Here is a 19,102-nt window from a genome sequence, read left to right as displayed (position 1 = left end):
CAATAATTCCATTAAAACGGTAGAATAGATGCTTATGAAGATACCAAGTTTCTCACATAGAGGCAAAAAATGAGTCAATTTGATCACTCTCATCTTGCCGTTATGGAACAAGGAATCCTGCTTTTTAACGCTCAGAAATATTGGGAGTGCCACGAAGAATTCGAGCATCACTGGCTGGAAGAGCCGGGGCCGCTTCGAAATGTGTATTGGGCAGTGATTCAGGTTGCGGCAGCGATGATTCATTACCGCGAAGGCAATCTTACCGGGGCGCGTGGCTTGATCTATAAAGCTAAACAAAAATTTGATCGCTGTGAGCAAAATCATATTGAAAGCGATCTTCTCTACAGTGAGCTTTCCTGGAAAGAGTTAAAGCAGATGGTGCGAGCAGTGCCAGCGGAACCAGTCATCAGTGATTTTAAAAATCTTTTTGAATTTCGTTTTAAGGACCCAAGTTTATGGAAATGGAAATTAGAAAAATCTTAGTGAAATTCCCACGCACAGAAGTGGAGGTGGTGAATTGCCTGCCTTTTTTGGTGACATTGAGTGAAGAGTTCCCCAAAGCTGAAATCAATGTGATCACTGAAGAGGGTTGTTCATTGGCCTTAAACTTTATGCCGTTTAAGCTTAAAATCTTTGAAAGACCTAAAACAAAATTAAGCATGGTCGAAACTCATCATTTTTGTGCGAACTTGGATGATATTTTTAACATTGATTTATTTTTTGACCTGGAAAATTCAGTAAACTCAGCTTTTATGGGAGTCAATTTTCGTTCAAAAGAGCGCGTAGGGTATGAAGTTAAATGGAATAAGTATTTACTGACGAAACGCTTTCCAGATCAGCCAATGATGCCTATTGAAAAGAAATCAATGAAGCTTCTGGAGCTTTATCTCAACAAAAATCTAAGTGACGTTAGAATTGCTAAAAGCAAAGAAAGCGGACAGCAAATCGACAATATTGAGCAGCTTTTTAAAGAGCCTGAACCTCCAAAATTTATTATGGTGATGGTGGACAATTTTGCGAACGTCTCCAGACAAATTGAGATTTGGAAAAAGTTTTTTGACTCTTTTCATGGTCAGCGATTTGTTATCTGGAGCAGGCAGGATGAAGGCATTATCTCTGATTTGTTTGCCAGCATCGACTTAGGTCACAATGAGCTGTTTATGCAAAGAGGGACCAATACAAAAGAGCTTCTCTATCTTTTTTCAAAAGTAAAAGGTGTCATTGTCAATGATGTGTGGGCCGAAGCGATCTGCAATTATATTGGAGTTGATGCACTTTCATTTTTTGATAAGAAAGAAGGATGGCCTTCTTATGATTATTTTAAATACCGTCCTCAGCGCGTGTTTTTTAATGCTGATGGAACGATTCAATACCATGTGATGGATGAAGTGAGAGAGATGAAAGAGATAAACCAGGTGGTTGATCAAATTCATTTGAACTTCAAACTGTAGGAGAGAGTTTATGTTAAAAATTATTCTAGCGATTATTGCCCTTATTTCAGGTGAAGTTTTTTCAGCTGAAGTCAAAGGGCGCTTAAGCGTAACACCAATTATCGGATTGGAGCGAGTACAGAAATTTCAACCGACACCGCATATGAAAAGCCGCGCGATCTTTGGGGCAAGAGCAACTTATCGCTTTCCAATCTCTGCTTTAGAAGTAGAGTACACACATGCACAAGATGACAGCACAGACTTAGCGACAAACACAACCTATAAAGACTCTGAGGATAAACTACGTGTTGGTCTTCGCGGAAGTTTTACAATGTCGACTTTTCTGACGTCTTATATCCGCGGAGGAGCACAGGGAAGAAAAAATGAGCAAACAAAAACAGTTAATGGCGGCACCTCAACTACGAGCACTTCTTCAAAGGTTCAGCCCTATGTAGGAACAGGAGTAGAGTTGAGAGTGATGGAATTTTTCTCGCTGACTGCAGATTTACTTGCGACTTATACGCCGACCGATGATCCAAATCTAAAAGACTATGAACTCCAGCCTTCAGTGGGGATCAATATCAGATTTTAAAAAAGAAAGGGCCTCATATTGAGGCCCTTTTTGACGTGTGTGGAGATTAAAAAAGGAATGACTTATCTGAGGTTGATAATGATTCTTTCGATGTCAATCATTCCCATTCTAACCGATAGACTTAATTCTGATAGTTTCGCAAAGTTTACAGACGATAATTTTACTGTCTGAGCTCCTGGGTAAAGTGTTGAGATGTTTCCACAGTTAACAGTTGCGTATGGCCCTGAAACCTGCTGACATAATTTTAATCTTGCACCGTAGTCGCTGTTTCTTAAAACAACTTCTACTGAATCAACAACGCGGTCTAAGTGTCTTTGGTCAATTCTCATTAGAGCTGTCAGGTTCACTCCGCTTGTGTCGTATAGTCTTTGGTTGATCACTTGCTCAATTCTTCTTTCAAGAACCGGTCCTGGATTGATCACGCCGCCTCTGTCGAATTCAAGACTTACTTCTTCAACTACAACGTTTCCTCTGAAGTACAGTCTTAGACCCTGGATTTCTCTTCCGATTCTTTGACCACTTAGTTCAAATGAAAGTCTTGTTGAACTCATACCGATTGATTGAGCGATTCCACTGTTTTGGTCGTTCACTAGAAGCTGAGCTTGAGCGCTTCCTCTTTGTGATCTGGCAAGAACAGTCACTCTTCTTAAAGCCTGGCCTTGTCTTTCAGCGGCAAGGTTAAACATTCTAAAGAGCTGCAACCCACCTTCAGTTTGGATTTGCTCGTTAAGTTGTTGTCTGACAACTTCAACTTGCGGCTGAGATGGATTCCCTGGGCCAGGGTTAATAGGACCATTATTCTGAAGGAGATTAAAGACAACTTTTTCAACATAGAATCTTCCTCTCATTTCCAGTTCAAGATTTCTAAGAGACTGGCCAAGTGTATTGGCAAATGGGTCAACTCTTAGTGTGTAGTCTGCCATTTGACGAGCAACTCTCTGTGGCTGCTCTAGTGACTGACCATTTGAAAGCAGTCTCATTTCACCGTTACCAGCTTCAGTTGAAGCGGTGATAGTGATAGCTCTGATTTGCTTTCCTTGAAGCTGTGAGCGGATATAGTAATCCTGGATTAAATCTAGACGTGCTTGAGATTGGAAATACTGACGAACTTGAAGTTCAACGTCGCGGACACTGCTTCCGCTGTCGTTGCCCCAAGGGTCTCTAGGGTCTGTTGGTCTTGTGTCCCATGGGTCTCTGCCTTGGTCGCGACCTGGATCACGTCCTGGGTTTGAGCCTGGGCCCCATCCGATGTTGTCTGCAGCTTGAAGTGTTGTAGCGAGAACGAGTAGTGACGATAGCATCAGCTTTTTAAGATTCATTTTTCCCCCTCAGAAAAAAACCGGGAACCCGGCAAAGACAGTAAAGCAAGCCTAATGCCAACTAAATTGCTCAAATTTGGGATCGGACTGACACTTTTTCTCGGTTATGGTGCCATTTTGTCATTCTCCAATGGCCCTCCCTGGTGCTTCTTTTTCATCCTCCGTTCGGCCGATTTTAAAGAGTGCGTTGTTTTGTTTTAATTTTCTAAACAATTGCTTTCGCGCTTCATGGAGGATTAATGAAAGTTGCTCACTATTTAAAAATTTTTGGATTGGCCTTATTTCTGAGTTCTTGTGGAGATAGTGGGAAGTCTTTGAGTTCAAATTCAGACACAGAAACGACAACAGATGAAGAAACTACGACAGCTAGTTATGTTTTAAGCGGTGGTGAAGCTTTCATGTGTATAAAAAGTGATACTGGAGTTGTGAAGTGTTGGGGGAAAAACGATGATGGACAATTGGGCAATGGCACCAATCAACATGTTGGCAACAACGTTGGCGACATGGGAGATTCTTTGCTGCCTGTAGATTTAGGAACAGGTCGAACTGCTAAAGAATTGGGTGTCGGAAGGTTTAGTTCGTGTGCGATCTTGGATAATAATTCACTAAAATGCTGGGGAGATAATGGCTATGGCCAGTTAGGTCTGGGGAATACTCAGAACCGTGGGGATAATGCAAATGAAATGGGCGACAATCTTCCCGCTGTCTCTCTGGGGACAGGAGTTGTCCCGGCCAAAGTTGGAGTTGGTGAAAATTTCACATGTATTCTGACAACAGATGGAAGGGTTAAGTGTTGGGGAGCTGCAGATTTAGGAGCAGTCGGGACTGGCGTTGGTGGTTATATTGGAACTAGCCCTTCGCATATGGGAGACAATCTTCAATACATAAATTTTGGAACAGGAAGAACGGCAAAGTCTATTTCGCTAGGAGGTTCACATGCCTGCGCGATTTTAGATAACAATAAGTTAAAATGTTGGGGATTTAATTTTTATGGAGGTTTGGGATTAGGAGATACGACAGATCGTGGAGCGGCCCCAAATCAAATGGGTGACAACCTTCCTTATGTGGATTTAGGTACGGGAAGAACTGTAAAGAGTGTTGCCGGAGGAGGTGAAAGTACGTGTGCCATCCTGGATGATAACTCTGTAAAATGTTGGGGAGATAATAGTTTTGGTCAATTGGGTCTGGGAGGCACCAATCATCGCGGAGATGGCGCCAATGAAATGGGTGACAATCTTCCGACTGTCAACTTAGGATCAGGGCGATACGCTGTGAAAATTGCATCTAACGGAGCTAACTTTTGTGCGGTTTTAGATGATCAATCACTCAAATGTTGGGGAAGAAGTACTTCTGGAAACTTAGGAATAGGAAATGGGAGCAGTAAGGGAGGAAGTTTAAGCGACATGGGGGATGCACTTCCATTCGTTGATTTGGGAACTGATTTTAAAGTTGTAAGTGTAGCCTCTCACACTTATGGCTTCTGCGCTGTGAATGCATCGGGAAGAACGAAGTGTTGGGGTGGCAATTACTATGGAAACTTAGGCCTAGAGCTTCCAACATCAACAGTTAAAGGAGATGCCTCAGGACAAATGGGAGACAACCTTCCATTTCTTGATCTTGGTTCAAATTTTTAAAATAACTTTAGTACCTTTTAGAGGGAGCGATTCAAAGTGGATCGTTCCTTCTAACTGTTTAATCAAATCAAAAGTTAGCTGCAATCCAATTCCAAATCCATAACTACTTTTGACCGTCATCCTCGTTTCATCCTGAAGGTTTTGTAAAACAGGTTGAGGGATTCCTGGGCCTTGATCAATGATGTTGATTTCAAGTTTGTCTTTGACCTCAACTTCTATCAGGACGGAAAGATTCTGAGGGGTGTTTTTTATGGCGTTTGAGACCAAATTTCGAAGAATCGTTTCCAGGGCCCTGAGTGACGTGGTGTAGGTGCTGTTTGGTGAGTGGTTAATGACACTCAACTTAACCTGATGTTGCTTTAAAAGCATTTCTTGAGAATGCACGATTTCATTTAAAAGGCTATCAATAGAGAGCTCTGTTTTTTCCTCATCATAGCTCCAGCTCAAGATATTTTTTAACAAACTAAGTGAGGACTGATTGGTCTTTAGAATGCTTTCGGTTAAATTTTTAAACGAAGATGGAATCGCAAGATTTTGAAAAATAACTTCCAGTGAAGAATTCATTTGATGAAGCAGACCGGATAAATCATGAGAGAGTACCGCTTGGATTCTTTTGTTGAAATTAGTCATCTTTAAAATCTCAACATTCATATTTTTTAGAATTTCATTGCTTTCAGCAAGCTCTTGATTGAGCTCTGAGATCTGGGAGATATCCGTTAAAGAGACAATCACTCCCATTCCCAGATTTTGATAATCGATTAAGTATTCGTTTTCTCCCAGGCGCAATGTTTGATCTCTCCTTTGGATGAAATCAAAGCGATGATCTATAGAAACTGTCGATCCCAGGTCATCTGTTGTGAGTTGAAAAAGTTCCAGGGCCTTTTTATTTGCATCCCAGATTTCTCCCCGAGGATTGATCGTAATAACTGGTGTGGGAAGATTTTCAAAGGCCACTTGATTCGAAAAACTTTTAATGTTCAAAAATTCAAGTTTGTGGATGGCATAATAAAGAGCAAAGAGCATCGGGGTGTATGAAGCCACAGTGAATTGAATCATCGCCGAGTTTCCAAATCGTGAACGGCTGTAGAATTCAAGCGCTACCTGAATGAGGGCACAGATAAAAAATAGTCGTGCCAATTGTCTACTGCGTGTATTTTTTGAAAAAAGTAATAGAACAAAGAGCACCATCATGGTGAGCATGACGAGTCCACTGAAAGCAAACTGCAGACTTAACAGAGGTCCAATTTTGTATTCAACCAGACCGACTCCCGGAATAGGGGCGAAGCTATGTGCCATGAGTTTTTCAAAATAAAGAGAGCCTGACATTGAAAAAATAGTGGAGATGCACGAGATGACCGGAAGAATATAAAACAGGATCGCAACCTTTTTAAGCTTTTTCCAATGACCTCTAAAAAAGATGAGGATGAACACAAAAAACCAATTGATTGTTAGAAATGGATTGGTTAATTGGCGGGCCTTTGTAAAAAGAATTTTAAGTTCCATATCTTCAGTAAAAAGAGTCATGAAGATGGAAAGCGACCAAAGAATAACCATACAAAGGTTGATGATATAGAGCCGGGTGAGCATTGATCTTCTAAAGGGCAAAAGGTGGTAGCAGAACACTGATGCTAAAATGAGAGTGAGAAGATTGCTGAACTTTAGCCAGAAAATCATTAGAGCAGATTATTCTTCAAGGCCCAGTTGCAGATTTCAACTGAGTTGTTCACATTAAGTTTTCTCATAATGTTTGCTTTGTGAGTTTTTACTGTGAGCTCAGAACAACCCAGTTTGCTTGCGACTTCTTTGTTGGTTTTTCCCGAAGCTGTAAGACGAGTGATTTCAATTTCCTTAGGCGTCAAGAGGTCGACGGAAGAGGTCGAAGATATCAAATCATTGAACGTAGGAGAGAAATAAATTTCACCATTGTGAGCGATTTGCTCCAGGGCCTTTTTGATTTCAATCTGATTGTCTTTTTTCGAGACAAATCCTAAAACTCCAAGCTGCATGTATTCTTTTAGGATCGCCTTTGAATCGAGCTGACTTACCAGAATAAAAACGGGAGCAGATGTATCGTTTGGCATTGATCTAATCAGGTCTGCACCTGTAGATTTGCCAATGAGGTGATCAATGAAAACATAAGAAGGTTTGATCTCAGGTAGAGAGTCTCTTGCTTCAGAGACCGACATGGCATGTCCACAGCAAGTCCACGAAGGTAATTCATTGCCTAAATAAGATTTAAGACCTTCTAAGAGTAAAGAATGATCATCAACTAAAAAGTATGAAGCGGGAGTAGAATTCATTTAAAAAAGGGTAGCCTCGGGCCACCCGCTTGTCAAACGAACGGGCATTCTCACCTACTCCAATTGGAGTAGGTGAGAGCTTTAAAGTGATTTAAGTAAGTCTTTGGCGAATTTTTTTGCTTCTTCACCAGAATAGAGTTTCGATTTTCCAGTGCTCGGATTAACTTCGAAAATACCTGAAACATTTTTAATATCGTTAGTTAAAAGATAAGTCACAATGTTGGCATAAGCTTCAGGTTGATCGCTTGAAACCACATGTCCTGAATCTTTTACCAGAAAGGCCAGAGCATTTGGAGTTGAGTCCATTGCTTTTAAAAAAAGTTGTAGTTGGTCTTTAAGTAATGTTTCAGAATCATCCTTTGCAAAGATAAATACGCGTCTTGTATCAGCAGATGTTTTCTTTAAGTCCCAAACGAATCCTTCAGCAGCACGGCTGGCCACAGTGTAACCTTCAACCATATCGTCTTTTCTGCTTTTATCAAGATCAAACGTTGTGATCATGCTGTCAACTTGCGGACGCCATTGTTGATAGTAACTTTGATCCAGCATTGAGCGAGTGATTCCTGGCCCAAAGATAGGATTGAAAATTTCTCCAGATCTTAAATACGCTCTGTAAGCTTCAAGTTCCGGGTTAACTGCCGCTGACGCTGTCATTGGAACAGCATCAATAATAAACGGAAAATTTGGAAGAGTTGAAGAGACAGCAGAGCTGAATGAAATCGAAATCGGGACGATCGTTTTTACTTTGAAGTTCTTTTGCAATTCATTTGAAAGAGCTGCCACTTCAGCGTGGTAGCTTTCTAGTGTGTATGTTGAATTCCTGAAATCAGGCTTAACTCCTTTATCAAGTTGAGACACAGAGATTGGTTGTGTGCTGAAATTCATTGTGACAATTCCAAATCCTCTTTCTGCAAGAGTCTCTAGTGCTTCATCACTTGAAAGCAGTCCGCGGTTTACACCTGGAAGAAAAAGAAGAGTGGGAAGTTTTGCATTTTTAGCTTTAGTGAATTCAAAAGAAACAACTCGGTTTGTTCCCATCTTTAGAATATAGCTTTCAGCATTGGCATAGGCCTGGTTGGCGAAAGCAAGAGTCAGGAAAAGGGCACTAAACACTTGTTTGATTTTCATAAAATCCCGTTATTAAGCTAAGTTGATGGCCTTCGGGTGTATCATTATTATTTTGAAATGATTATGTATAGCTATAAAAATTACATTCTTATTAAGGCTGGCTTAGGCCACGCGACTTAGGAGCAGAGTGTAAAATAGGGGCGTAAGCAGATTTCCTCGACTTCTTAGATTCATTAAAATAAGATCGCGCCCGCACCATTTTTATGAGGTTTTCGGGAGACTGTTTTGAAGACAAGAATCGCGATTTTACTAACATTACTCGCAACATTAGTTAGCACTGCGTACGCCATCGACTATAAAGAAGGCAGCTACGTCGGCATCTATGGCGTGAGAAACTATAAAGTCTATCTTCCAAAAGGACTTCCTAAAAACGAAAAAGCTCCTGTCGTTGTTATGCTTCACGGATGCGAGCAAAATGCCGCTATCTTCGCTGAAGGAACTCGCATTACTGAATGGGCAGACAAAGGTAAATTCATCGTTCTTCTTCCTGAACAAAATCCAGCTTATAACTCTTATAAATGCTGGAACTGGGTTCTTCCGGCAAACAACAGCCGTTACGGTGAGCCACAAGTTATTGTGGAAATGTTGGATGAAGTTTTAAGAAAATATAACGGCGATAAAAATCGCGTGTACGCAGCTGGAATGAGTTCTGGTGCTTCAATGGTTAACATTCTTGGAAACTGTTTCCCTGATCGTTTTCAGGCCCTGGCCTCTCACGATGGAACTCAGTATTATTCAACGACTACAGGATTAGATTTTGCTGATGTTGTTCTTTATGGAGCTTCAGTAGCAGCACCTCTTGCAGCAGAAACAGGATACGCTTGTTCAGCAGGACACCATCCTTCTAAAATGCCGATTATTATTTTTCATGGAATGGCGAGCCCGCTTATGAGCCCTGCCCATGCTTTCCAAATTGAATCTGAATTTAAAATTTTCAACGACCTTCTTGATAACGGAACTCGCGACACTTCTTATTTCTTAGAAAAAGATGTGAAGTTTGTGGCCGGAAAAAACGGCAAGTACGGATACAACAAGTACACGCTGGTTAATCCAAGCAAAGATGTACTTATCGAACGTTACATGATCAACGATCTTGGGCATGCGTGGAGCGGTGGAGTGGCCGGGATGGCCTACTTTGATCCAAAAGGGCCGGATGCGACGGAGTTAATTTTAGAATTCTTTAAAAAATACGGATTATAAAAAAGGGCCCTCGCGATGAGGGCCTTTTTATTTCCCATTTGCTGAACGGTGCAGCAGTATTTTAACTTCAGAAAAACATTTCCTAGCTTAAATTTTACTAATAAGATTTCATAAACTTATTTTATGTAAAACTGTTGTTGTCAAAAGGCGTATATGAAAAAATCTCTTTTTTTACTCCTGCCACTGACGTGTGCCTTATTTTATTCGGCATTACTTCAAGCTGAAGATCAAAAAGTTTTAACCGTCGGTTTCGGAATGAATAAGCCTCCTTATGTTTTTGAAAAAGAAAACTCTGGACTTGAAGTAGAAATTTTTCGAGAAGCCGCTCATGCTGCCGGTTATGAAGTAAAATCTTTTTTTGGACCGCTGGAGAGACTTAAGTCGAAATTGTTAAATGGCGAATTGGATGCCATCACGATCACGAATATGAATGAGAATCTTCATTCTTACAATTCAGCGCCTTTTATCATTTATCACAATTATGCAATTGCCTTAAAAAAGAAAAACTTAAAAATAAAAACGATTGCGGATTTGAAGAATTACTCAGTGACAAGTTTCCAGCGCTCTCGCGATCTGCTTGGAAGTGAGTTTGCAAAAATGAGTAGCGAGAATCCTCAGTACAGAGAATTTGCAGACCAAAAACTTAGAAACATTCAGCTCTACAAAGGCAGAGCGGATGTGGCCATTGGAGACATCAGGATTTTTGAATACTTTAATTCTCAAATAGAGGACACAGTCGATACGACTCAGCCGTTGGATTTATTTAAATTATTCAAGGAAAACCACTACCAGGCCGCCTTTCGTTCAGAGTCTGTTATGAAGAAATTTAATGAAGGTCTTGTGGTGATTAAAAAGAATGGGACTTACGAAAAAATTGAGAAGAAGTATAGCAACAATAAAAAGACGAAAGAGTTTCCTTCAAAGAAGATGCTGGACTCTCACATGAGAAGTAAGGCCTTCATTGCGAAGGCCTTCTAGGTTATCAAATTATTTTTTAAAGATCTCAAAAGTGTTAACTGGCTTATCCTCATTTAGATAGTACCTGTGCCCACCAAGCACTCCAATTGTTCTATTGTCATACTTAAAGACCTGAGCAAACCCTTTGCTCTCTTTTAAGTAGCGACCAGTGTGTCTCCATTTCTGCGAATCAAAGTTGTATCCGTAGATGTGAGAAACATACTCATAGGCCATGTCTCCAGTCTTAAACATTCCACCGAAAACAAAAAGCTCATTTCCGATTGTTTCAGCAGCTGGAGCAAATGTCGCAAAAGGAAGCTCTGGAAGCTCTGTTGTCATCCCTGTTTTTGGATCAAGTAGAGTGACTTTTGAAATTAAATCAAAGTGACTTGCTCCTTGTCCCAATCCACCGACCAGAAGGATTTGTCCCTGGTATTCGATTCCCGTGAAAGCACGTCTTAGTGGACGAGGGATTTCAAAAGGAGCTGAAGAGATTGTTTCAGTTGTCAGGTCGAAAACGTCAATTGATGAATGGAAAGTTCCATCGTAGTCGTTATTAAATTTAGGAGTACTATCCCAGCCACCAACCAGATAAACTTTATCTCCGATTGTCACCGCAACGTTTGATGAACGCGGTTTTGTTAACTGAGCAACCGTCGTCCATGTGTTCGTACGGATGTCGTAGCGGTCAACTGTGCTTACAGATTTCCAGTTTGGCTTGTGGTTTTCAGAGTAAGTGAATCCTCCGAAAGCGTAGATGTAGTTTCCTTTCGCGGCCAGTGTGTAGCCGTGAGCTTTGATTGGTCGTGGAGCTAACTCTCTCCAGCCATTGATTCTTTTATCGTAAACATTGAAGTTGTCAGTGAAAGACTCTTTTGGATAAGTGTGCTCTGGTCCTTGGTGGCCTCCGCACATATAAAGCAGACCATTGTGCATGATCGTTCCAAAAGATGATCTCATCGGCTCCATGAAAGAAGCGCGGATGCCTTGAGTGAAGTTGGTTTCACCTGAAAACTGAGGAGCGTAATCATCAGTACCCGCGATTTCAGTTAAACGAATCCATTCATCACCATTTAATTGATAAAGTTGGAAGTTTCCTGTTTTGCTTGAAGCAAAAACCAAATCACCAGATGGAGTGTATGTCGGTGCCATCTCATCAGTGGTCTCATCAAAAGTTTTTTGAGTCACAGTTTTTGCCACACGGTCATATTCGAAAATATCCCATGAGCCATTTTTCTTTGATGTGTAAGCAATTTTTCTTTCATCAAAAGAAATCGCTGGCGCCATTCCTTTGTCGATGACTAACTTTGTCTCTTCCAGGCGATCGTAAAGAACAACTTCTCTCGTTCCTGTGACATTTCTTTGGTAGACGACAAAGTTTCCATCGCTTGATGGTCTTGGGAAATAAGCTTCATCTTCTTTTACCAGTGCTTCGGCTTTAAACGTTGTCACGTCACTGTTGCTCGTGAATTTTCCTGGCTCAAAATAGAAGACTTTATTTTTAGGTGATGGAGCTGAAAAGAAAATGAACTGGCCGCTCTTTGAGAATTTAGGATGAAGAATCATTCCTTTTAGATCTTCTGAATGCCACTTCTTGGTTTTTCCTGTTTCAAGATTTTTTGTCACCAGGTAAAGATCTTGTGTGCCGTTATCGAAGATTTTTCCTTCAACGTACACAACGTTTTTCCCATCTGGAGTAATGTCAGGATAAAGATGGACTAAATCACCGCTCGTGATTTGAGTTGTTACACCGTCGCTGTTTTTATGCATGATATGTTTTTGATTGTCCCACTCGCGCATGAAAACCATGTCGGCAAATACACTGCTTGAAAGAAGCAGCATTGCTGTCATTGTTAAAAACTTCATTTTGAACCTCATTTAAGATATAAAATAGGGAAGTGTGCTGATCTTATGACAGAGCAGTTTGCTTAATCAAACTTTTTATATTGGACAAAGTGTTAACCTAGGCATAGGCTAGTTTTATATGACAAAAATCAATTTCACTAAATTCAATGCAACGGGAAATGATTTTGTGGTTATTGATAACCGCGACTTCACTTATAGAGCTGAAGACAGAAGTCTTTGGGCGCGTCTGTGTTCATTGAAGACAGGGATTGGCGCTGACGGAGTTCTGCTTCTTGAAGTGAGCGATAAAGTTGATTTTAAAATGAGATACATCAACGCTGATGGCGGTGAAGTAGAAATGTGCGGCAATGGTGCAAGAGCTATTACGGCCTTTGCTCATGAAGTTCTTGAGACAAAAAAAGAAACATATAAATTTGAAACGATGAACGGTGTGTACGAGTGCGCGCTTGATCCAGTTTATGGCTATAGACTTAAGATGACTGAGCTCTACGACGTCGACAAAATCAACCTTCACGATTTAGATTCAAAGCTCCAAGCAAAAAAATCCCTTTATATGAACACTGGTGTTCCACACGCAGTGTTTGAAATCGAAAAGATTCTTGATTACCCGGTCTTTGCATTCGGCAAAGACGTTCGTTACGATGCCCGCTTTCCAAAAGGCTCTAATGCTAACTTCTTTGAAGTGATCTCGCCAAAACATATTCGCATCAGAACTTATGAGCGCGGTGTAGAGAACGAAACTCTTTCATGTGGAACAGGTGCCACAGCGACAGCGCTGGCAGCAGCTAGGTTCTATGGATGGAGTGACGAAGTTGTACTGGAAACTCTTGGTGGAAGATTGGCGGTCAAGTTTTCGAAGGATTTAAAAGATATCTATCTTTGTGGAAAAGTCGAAAAAATATTTACGGGTAGTACTGTCTAGATTTTTTACGGGCATGGCATTTTTTACAAAACGACACATCTTTAAAAAGACTCACTTATAATCTTTTGAAAAATAACACCTCAAGGAGATTATGTTGAAGGCAGTTTCATTTGTTTTTTTATCATTCTTATTGGCATCACAAGCAGTTTATTCATCTTCTCGTGTCGACTCTGTTGTCTCAGATGGGGCGATCGAGAGATTAAATAAGATTAGTGTTCTTAAAAGTGAGTTAATAGAAGGTCAAAAAAATCTAGATGCTTTTGAATTAAAGCTTCTGAGAGTCAATGAAGAGCATAAGGCCCATCAATTCTTTTTTGAAACTCGCAAGGTCGCTAGTATTGCTACCGTGGTTTCGTTTTCAATGTTAGGAGTTGGTATGTTAAGTGCCACAGCAAGAATTCCTAAGCCAACCTCTCTTATCGAAAAGAGTTTTATCACTTATGGTTCAGTGGCTATTTTACCTTCAGCTGTTGCTGCTGCAGGCTCTCAAATTGGATTTATGCTCACTAAAAATGAGTCGGATAAATTGAGAGTGGATATTAAGAACATTAAGTCAGTATTGAAGATTAAAAACAAAGAGCTGGAAAGTGAGGTGAAGGTGCTTTGTGGACAGGAGCCTCGTCATCAACTTTGTTACTAGATAAGTATCCACCAGACTTTATTTACAAGTCTGGTGGAAATATTTATTAAAGAGAAACTGAAGCAATCATTCTTAAACGAGTTTGAACTTTTCCATCGTATGCGTTTTTAAACTTTTTAGTTTTTGAGTGGTAAACAGCATACCATTTAGCATCTTTTTTAGCGTGACGAGTTTTCAGGATAGAAAGAATCTTACCCATTTTATTAAGAGCATAAGACTCGTCTGCCTTTAAAAGCTTCTTGTCGATTTTTCCAAGTCCTAAACGCTCAAATTCAGCGTCCCAAACTTTAGTGTTGATCTGAGCAAGAGAAAGGTCTCCCGAAACAGATACAGCGGCATTATTAAAGTTAGACTCAGTAGAAATAATGGCCACCATAATCTTTGGATCGATCGCATACTTCTTTGTTGTCTGATAAAGAGCACGCGCGATTTCTTCTCTTTTCTTTGCATTCACTTTTGGTTCAACCACTTCAATCATCTTTGAAATTGTAGCGATGTTATAAGCTCTAATCTCTGCTTTAGTGAAAGACTTTGGCATAACATTCGTTGAAATCAGAGAAAGGATAAGTGTAAGAATAAGTGTTTTTGTTGTTTTCATTTTAAGCCCCCGCTTGCCTTCTAAAGTGCACGGTTTGGGCCAAAAATGATGGTCTAACTCCTTGAAAAACGGGAGAAAAATTGCCTAAAAAGTAGTCTCTGTTGAACCTTTTGACAGGGTCTAAAATAAATACCTGTGGTTAGGAATGGGGCAGGTTTCCGGAGTAGAATTTCGACAAACTGTTTAAATCTTGGAGTCATTATGAAAAACAATGTCTTAGCTCTTAGCATGGTTTTCTCGACACTTATTTTACCTGTTGCCGCACACGCAGGGTTAATCAATTCAAAAATTGATCATAAAGGGATTTTGGCCATTCCAGGCAAGGATTCTGTCGTCCTTTCTCAACATGCAGGACGTAGCATCTCATTGAATAAAGGTTATATGGAAATCAGAACGGAGAAGGTACCTCTAGGATTTTCACTACTTGATCCACAACTGGTTTTAAAGCAAAACGGGCAAACCCTAACTATTGATGTTCCAACAGATAGCTATCATAACGATGAGACTTTCACGCTCTTAGCGAAAGACTCAGGTCTAAACTATGATTTGTACTTACGTAAAACGATAACTCAAGGAAAGGCCGTAGAGAAAACAGAAACACAAATCTGTACTTACCAGGAGATGGGGTACAAGTGTGGTGTTGATGTGAATGGTGCTTATAACTGCGTGATGGGTCTGATGGATAAGACAGGAACTCAACAGGCCCGCAATACATATGCAGACGTGACGACAACATACAAACTGACATTGGGAAAAAACAAAGTCCTTCAGGCTGAGTTTTCTTCTTCAAATGTGAAGGCTTCCCAATCATCTTCAGAGGCGCTGACTCGCTGTAAATAGTTCAGATGGCCCTTTCTTTACTGAGACCAACAATGATAGAAGCTCCTCATTCTAACCAATGAGGAGTTTTATATGAAAACATTAATCGCTGTTCTTGCACTGACTGCATCTGTTTCTACATTCGCACGCTCACCAATCAGAACTTGGGAAGGGACATCACGCGCTTGGAACGCTAGCGGAAATACTGCTGGTCTTTTAATCCAAGGTGAAGCTGCTAGAGTTGTTTTCGAAAAATTATCTGCTGCTACTCAAACATCAAAAAGAGAAGGAAGCCTAGAGACAACTGTAAGAGTTGGAAGAGACCTTAAGTGTTCAAGAGTTTCTGCATTCGTTCTTAACTACTCTTGTGAGTTAAAGATTGATGAAACTGGTGCTGTTGGGAACTAATTAATCTTTTAAAAGTTTAAATAAAAAAGCCTCCATATGGAGGCTTTTTTATTTTCTAGAATTCGTTGAAGTAAGAGACTTTGCCAAGACCCTCATCGTTGATGATAAGGTGCTCGATTCCAGAAGGTTTATACTTCTGTCTCATTTCTTGAAGCTTAGAAGGCTCAACCGGACAAAGCGCCTGGTTGTTGCTGTCGACGAAACCTCTTTTCTTAATAGCTGCCTTAAACTTGCCTACGGCCTTTGTGCCGGCGAATTTGCTGCAATTGATACTTTCATCCATTGAAGCATCGATATAGTTTTTAAAGTCGATTGGATTCTTCTCATTGACCTGCCATTTAGAAGCAGAACATGTCACATAAGGGCCAAGGTTGTGCTCACTTCCTAAAATATCGTCGTTCTTTTGCAGAACGTGGTTCCAGAATCTCATTCCGTTAAAGTTAGCTGAAAGATCACCGTAGGAAAAAACACCAGTGGCAAACACGTTCCCACCCAAAATAGTTTTCTCCAGGGCGATCCCGTAACTTAGGACATCTTTAATATCTTTGCCTTTTTGGTAGTGCTTAGTGAAGTAAGTAAATCCCATCCCAAACATGTGCTCAAACTTATCGACACCAACAGTTTCGTCGCCGATTTTAATCAGTGGGCTTAGGGCCAGAGGGCTGGTTGCTGCTTTTTTTCTTCCCAGTAGGAATCCATCAGCTTTTTCCCAGTTTTCGTAAACTGATTGTTTAATTGGAAGGTTATTGATGGCCACGGCATTACGGTAAAGAATGTCTTTAACCAGTTCGCCTTTGCTGTGATTTGCGAAGTATTTTCTTAATTCCTTATAAAGGGCTTCCTCATTACACCCACCGACCTTGTTTAAATCAACAATGGCCTTCTTTAGGTAGTTGTTGGCCAGGACATTGACCTCTTCTCCAGCATCAGCAAGATCCAGAGTGCGCGCTGTGAAGTTGTCGGCTTCAGCTGCAAACAGGTTGAAGGAAAGACTTAAAAGACTCAGGGATAAAATTGATTTTTTCATAGTCCAAGGATTCTATCAGAACCAGGGCGCTCTCATAGAATCCTTGTAATTTTTTCAGAACTTATTGCTTAAGGGCATTTGTAAGCGATGCCTTTGCAGGTTGTGATTGTCGAAATAGCTGTTTTCGTTTCTTTGCACTCTTTTACGAAGATTGCATTAGCGCCTTTTCCTTCAGCGTATTTCTTCATGTTGGCAACGGCAGTGTCTCTTCCAAGGTTCATCAGGTTATCTTCCCCGCGAACAGTTGTGACCACTGTGCAAGAACCGGCCGGTGCATCGGCCTCAAGGACTCTTACAGAGTCAGCCTCGGCCATCATGTTGACGTTAGTATTTTTTTGAAGTTCGGCACAAGAAGCAAGCAAGGTAAGAAGAAAAAGGTACTTCATAAAACTCCTAGTAGAAAAAATTGAATCCCATCATATACTGCTTTTTCTTATCAGAAAAGCTGGCTTCAATGCTGGTATCAATGTGTTTAGTATGGTGAAACTGACCTGTTACTTCAGTCATATAGTTTTCTTTTTTGTTAAAAAGGGCATAGGCCTTTTTATATCTGGCAAAACTTGAAAACCAATCTGAGACTCTCAAGATCACTCCGGTGTAAATTCCGGCATTAATTTCAAAGTTTTTATTATAGGCGCTCGCGTACATAAAATCAGAGCTGGCGAAGATAAAAGGAATTAGGCGGTCATTGAAAAAAGACCACGATGGACCTGAGGCCACAGAGCCTTTAAAGACGCGGCAGTCGCCACAAAGATTCATTCTATCCTTTGAATAGTCGATGATTCCATAGATGCTCACTGGATAAAAATAACTTCCCCATGGATTAAATGAAGCGACTTCAACTGCAGTTACTGAATCAACTTTAAGAGCTTTTTTTGAAGCTTCCAGGTCTACTTTAAAAAAGTTAATTGACGACAATTTCGGTGAACCAAGAGTGGGGTCAGTGAAATCGTGAAGCGCAAAACGATGAGAGACTTTAAATGTCAGGTCATCCGAGTGTTCAGTTTTGACTGCCATAAGTTTTACTTTTCTCGATGGGTGAGAAAGATGCGGCTCTTCATCTTTTGGAGGAGGGATTTGAAGATCAGCTCCTCTTTCAGGATTTTGGCTTCTGATAGCCAGGAGCTTTTGTTTCCATTCGTACTTCGGCCCTTTTTCAAAAAGAACTTCTTTTGAATATTTGTAGTCGATGAACTCAATGATGACATCCAGGATTTTTGCCGCTGAAGCAGTTGAGATATCTTTGCTTTGAACTAGATTCCAGTCATCGTGATCGACAACCTGTTTGAAAACTCTTTTTTCTTCTGATGAAAGCTGCCCATAAGCTTCCTGGAACATTCTTCTTTTACTCGGGCGGAAAGTGATGTGATTCACAAGCCCTGGAACATTGTAGAGGGCCTTAATAGTTTCGGCCGGGATAATGTATTTGGGAAGACTATCGAGAAGTTTCCATGAAGGTTCAACTCCATCAAGAAGCGCCATGATTTTCTGCGAGCAGTTTCCTGTAAAGAAGTAATAGTAATACCAGGTTCCACCGAGCTCCCATAAATGATCGAGCAGTTTTTCTTTTTGAGCTTCAGTGAAGTTTAGTTCATAAGACCAAAGGTCTCGGGATTCAAAATCATTGTACTCGCGGATTTTATAGAAATAGGGAATAGAAGAGAAAGTCCCCTGGAATCCACCAAAGATTCCATAGACGGTATAGACCAGTGGATTACTTGAAGTGTTGGAAGCACCATAATTAATTCCGACATCCAAAAGTTCTGATCTTTTATCACTTGAGAGAGATTCGTTTTTAGAAAATCTCAGGAAAGTGTGTCCAAAGGCTGAAGCCGGTGATTCAAGATAATAAGAAGAAAAAACCAGATGAACTGTTTTTGGGTAATGATCAACAAGGTATTGTTGATACTTTTCGCAACTCTTTAAAATAGATTCATCAATATTAAGGTTCTGGCTTCTGTTTAAATATTTAAATCTCGCCGGGAAACGGCAAATGTATTCTCTATCTTTAGCGTTAATTTTAAGAACGTTTTCCGCTAATTCATGAAGCGGATTATTTTTTCCATCTTTAGCAATAAAGAAGGCCGAGTCATCGACGTCGCTGGAGACGCCCAGGAGACCGCGGTTATAATGAAGCAAGTTTTTCCAAACTGGAGAATAGTATTGGTCTTGAGCAAAGCTTACTGAAACAAAAAGGAAGAAGAAAAGAACAAAACGCAGGGTAGAAGTCATGTGTTGTCTGCAGTAGAGGAGAGGAAGCCT

19 protein-coding genes are annotated in these 19,102 nt (G+C 40.5%); 10 read left to right on the top strand and 9 right to left on the bottom strand.

Annotated elements, in window-relative coordinates:
• Window positions 1–69: 69 nt before the first annotated feature.
• From AC6JA8_RS17335 to AC6JA8_RS17325, 3 genes are read left to right on the top strand one after another with little or no spacing between them, the layout of a single operon-like run.
• Window positions 70–483 carry a DUF309 domain-containing protein gene (locus tag AC6JA8_RS17335; RefSeq protein WP_497974927.1) on the top strand — a complete coding sequence of 138 codons (414 nt, stop codon included), beginning with the start codon at window positions 70–72 and terminating at the stop codon, window positions 481–483.
• Window positions 456–1,451 carry a glycosyltransferase family 9 protein gene (locus tag AC6JA8_RS17330; RefSeq protein WP_497974926.1) on the top strand — a complete coding sequence of 332 codons (996 nt, stop codon included), beginning with the start codon at window positions 456–458 and terminating at the stop codon, window positions 1,449–1,451. The genes AC6JA8_RS17335 and AC6JA8_RS17330 overlap by 28 nt, the downstream gene beginning before the upstream one ends.
• 10 nt (window positions 1,452–1,461) lie before the next feature.
• Window positions 1,462–2,022, top strand: a complete 561-nt coding sequence (locus AC6JA8_RS17325; protein WP_497974925.1) for an outer membrane beta-barrel protein — start codon at window positions 1,462–1,464, stop codon at window positions 2,020–2,022.
• A 62-nt stretch (window positions 2,023–2,084) separates the two neighbouring features.
• Here AC6JA8_RS17325 and AC6JA8_RS17320 read toward each other — a convergent pair whose 3' ends face one another.
• Window positions 2,085–3,341 carry a hypothetical protein gene (locus tag AC6JA8_RS17320; protein WP_497974924.1) on the bottom strand — a complete coding sequence of 419 codons (1,257 nt, stop codon included), beginning with the start codon at window positions 3,339–3,341 and terminating at the stop codon, window positions 2,085–2,087.
• Window positions 3,342–3,580: 239 nt separating this feature from the next.
• On the opposite strand from AC6JA8_RS17320, the gene AC6JA8_RS17315 reads away from it, so the two are divergent.
• Window positions 3,581–4,975: an RCC1 domain-containing protein gene (locus AC6JA8_RS17315; RefSeq protein WP_497974923.1), complete on the top strand. Its 1,395-nt coding sequence runs from the start codon at window positions 3,581–3,583 to the stop codon at window positions 4,973–4,975.
• On the opposite strand, the gene AC6JA8_RS17310 is transcribed toward AC6JA8_RS17315, so the two are convergent.
• The 3 genes from AC6JA8_RS17310 to AC6JA8_RS17300 form a co-directional block, all read right to left on the bottom strand.
• Window positions 4,964–6,649 (bottom strand): ATP-binding protein, encoded by a 1,686-nt coding sequence (locus tag AC6JA8_RS17310; protein ID WP_497974922.1) that lies wholly within the window; start codon window positions 6,647–6,649, stop codon window positions 4,964–4,966. The two genes, AC6JA8_RS17315 and AC6JA8_RS17310, sit on opposite strands and share 12 nt — an antisense overlap.
• On the bottom strand, window positions 6,649–7,275 hold the full coding sequence (locus tag AC6JA8_RS17305; RefSeq protein ID WP_497974921.1) for a LuxR C-terminal-related transcriptional regulator: 627 nt from the start codon (window positions 7,273–7,275) through the stop codon (window positions 6,649–6,651). Before AC6JA8_RS17305 ends, AC6JA8_RS17310 begins: the two co-directional genes overlap by 1 nt.
• A gap of 81 nt (window positions 7,276–7,356) precedes the next feature.
• A complete protein-coding gene (locus AC6JA8_RS17300) occupies window positions 7,357–8,403 on the bottom strand; it encodes a hypothetical protein (RefSeq protein WP_497974920.1) in 1,047 nt (348 codons plus the stop codon).
• Between the two features lie 225 nt (window positions 8,404–8,628).
• Between AC6JA8_RS17300 and AC6JA8_RS17295 the strand changes: the two genes are divergently transcribed.
• Together AC6JA8_RS17295 and AC6JA8_RS17290 are read left to right on the top strand one after the other, a co-directional pair.
• Window positions 8,629–9,603, top strand: coding sequence for an extracellular catalytic domain type 1 short-chain-length polyhydroxyalkanoate depolymerase (locus AC6JA8_RS17295; protein WP_497974919.1), 975 nt, complete (start codon window positions 8,629–8,631; stop codon window positions 9,601–9,603).
• A 153-nt stretch (window positions 9,604–9,756) separates the two neighbouring features.
• Complete coding sequence (locus tag AC6JA8_RS17290) at window positions 9,757–10,581, top strand: substrate-binding periplasmic protein (protein WP_497974918.1); 825 nt, start codon at window positions 9,757–9,759, stop codon at window positions 10,579–10,581.
• A gap of 9 nt (window positions 10,582–10,590) precedes the next feature.
• On the opposite strand, the gene AC6JA8_RS17285 is transcribed toward AC6JA8_RS17290, so the two are convergent.
• A complete protein-coding gene (locus AC6JA8_RS17285) occupies window positions 10,591–12,426 on the bottom strand; it encodes a Kelch repeat-containing protein (RefSeq protein WP_497974917.1) in 1,836 nt (611 codons plus the stop codon).
• A gap of 118 nt (window positions 12,427–12,544) precedes the next feature.
• Between AC6JA8_RS17285 and dapF the strand changes: the two genes are divergently transcribed.
• Window positions 12,545–13,348, top strand: a complete 804-nt coding sequence (gene dapF, locus AC6JA8_RS17280; RefSeq protein WP_497974916.1) for a diaminopimelate epimerase — start codon at window positions 12,545–12,547, stop codon at window positions 13,346–13,348.
• A gap of 91 nt (window positions 13,349–13,439) precedes the next feature.
• Entirely contained in the window at window positions 13,440–13,988 is a 549-nt protein-coding gene (locus AC6JA8_RS17275) for a hypothetical protein (protein ID WP_497974915.1), read from the top strand.
• A 46-nt stretch (window positions 13,989–14,034) separates the two neighbouring features.
• Here AC6JA8_RS17275 and AC6JA8_RS17270 read toward each other — a convergent pair whose 3' ends face one another.
• Entirely contained in the window at window positions 14,035–14,586 is a 552-nt protein-coding gene (locus AC6JA8_RS17270) for a transglycosylase SLT domain-containing protein (protein ID WP_497974914.1), read from the bottom strand.
• A gap of 201 nt (window positions 14,587–14,787) precedes the next feature.
• On the opposite strand from AC6JA8_RS17270, the gene AC6JA8_RS17265 reads away from it, so the two are divergent.
• Window positions 14,788–15,426 (top strand): hypothetical protein, encoded by a 639-nt coding sequence (locus AC6JA8_RS17265; RefSeq protein ID WP_497974913.1) that lies wholly within the window; start codon window positions 14,788–14,790, stop codon window positions 15,424–15,426.
• A 72-nt stretch (window positions 15,427–15,498) separates the two neighbouring features.
• Window positions 15,499–15,813 (top strand): hypothetical protein, encoded by a 315-nt coding sequence (locus AC6JA8_RS17260; RefSeq protein WP_497974912.1) that lies wholly within the window; start codon window positions 15,499–15,501, stop codon window positions 15,811–15,813.
• 55 nt (window positions 15,814–15,868) lie between these two features.
• Here the strand turns inward: AC6JA8_RS17260 and AC6JA8_RS17255 are convergent, their stop codons facing one another.
• The 3 genes from AC6JA8_RS17255 to AC6JA8_RS17245 all read right to left on the bottom strand — a co-directional run bounded on the left by AC6JA8_RS17255 (window position 15,869) and on the right by AC6JA8_RS17245 (window position 19,072).
• Entirely contained in the window at window positions 15,869–16,840 is a 972-nt protein-coding gene (locus AC6JA8_RS17255) for a hypothetical protein (RefSeq protein ID WP_497974911.1), read from the bottom strand.
• 68 nt (window positions 16,841–16,908) lie between these two features.
• Window positions 16,909–17,226, bottom strand: a complete 318-nt coding sequence (locus AC6JA8_RS17250) for a hypothetical protein (RefSeq protein WP_497974910.1) — start codon at window positions 17,224–17,226, stop codon at window positions 16,909–16,911.
• Between the two features lie 7 nt (window positions 17,227–17,233).
• Window positions 17,234–19,072 carry an Lnb N-terminal periplasmic domain-containing protein gene (locus AC6JA8_RS17245; protein ID WP_497974909.1) on the bottom strand — a complete coding sequence of 613 codons (1,839 nt, stop codon included), beginning with the start codon at window positions 19,070–19,072 and terminating at the stop codon, window positions 17,234–17,236.
• Window positions 19,073–19,102: the final 30 nt, after the last annotated feature.

The organism is Bacteriovorax sp. HI3, assembly GCF_059738875.1.
The sequence above is the reverse complement of the archived record's forward strand: the minus strand, read 5'-3'. Positions and strand labels throughout refer to the sequence as shown.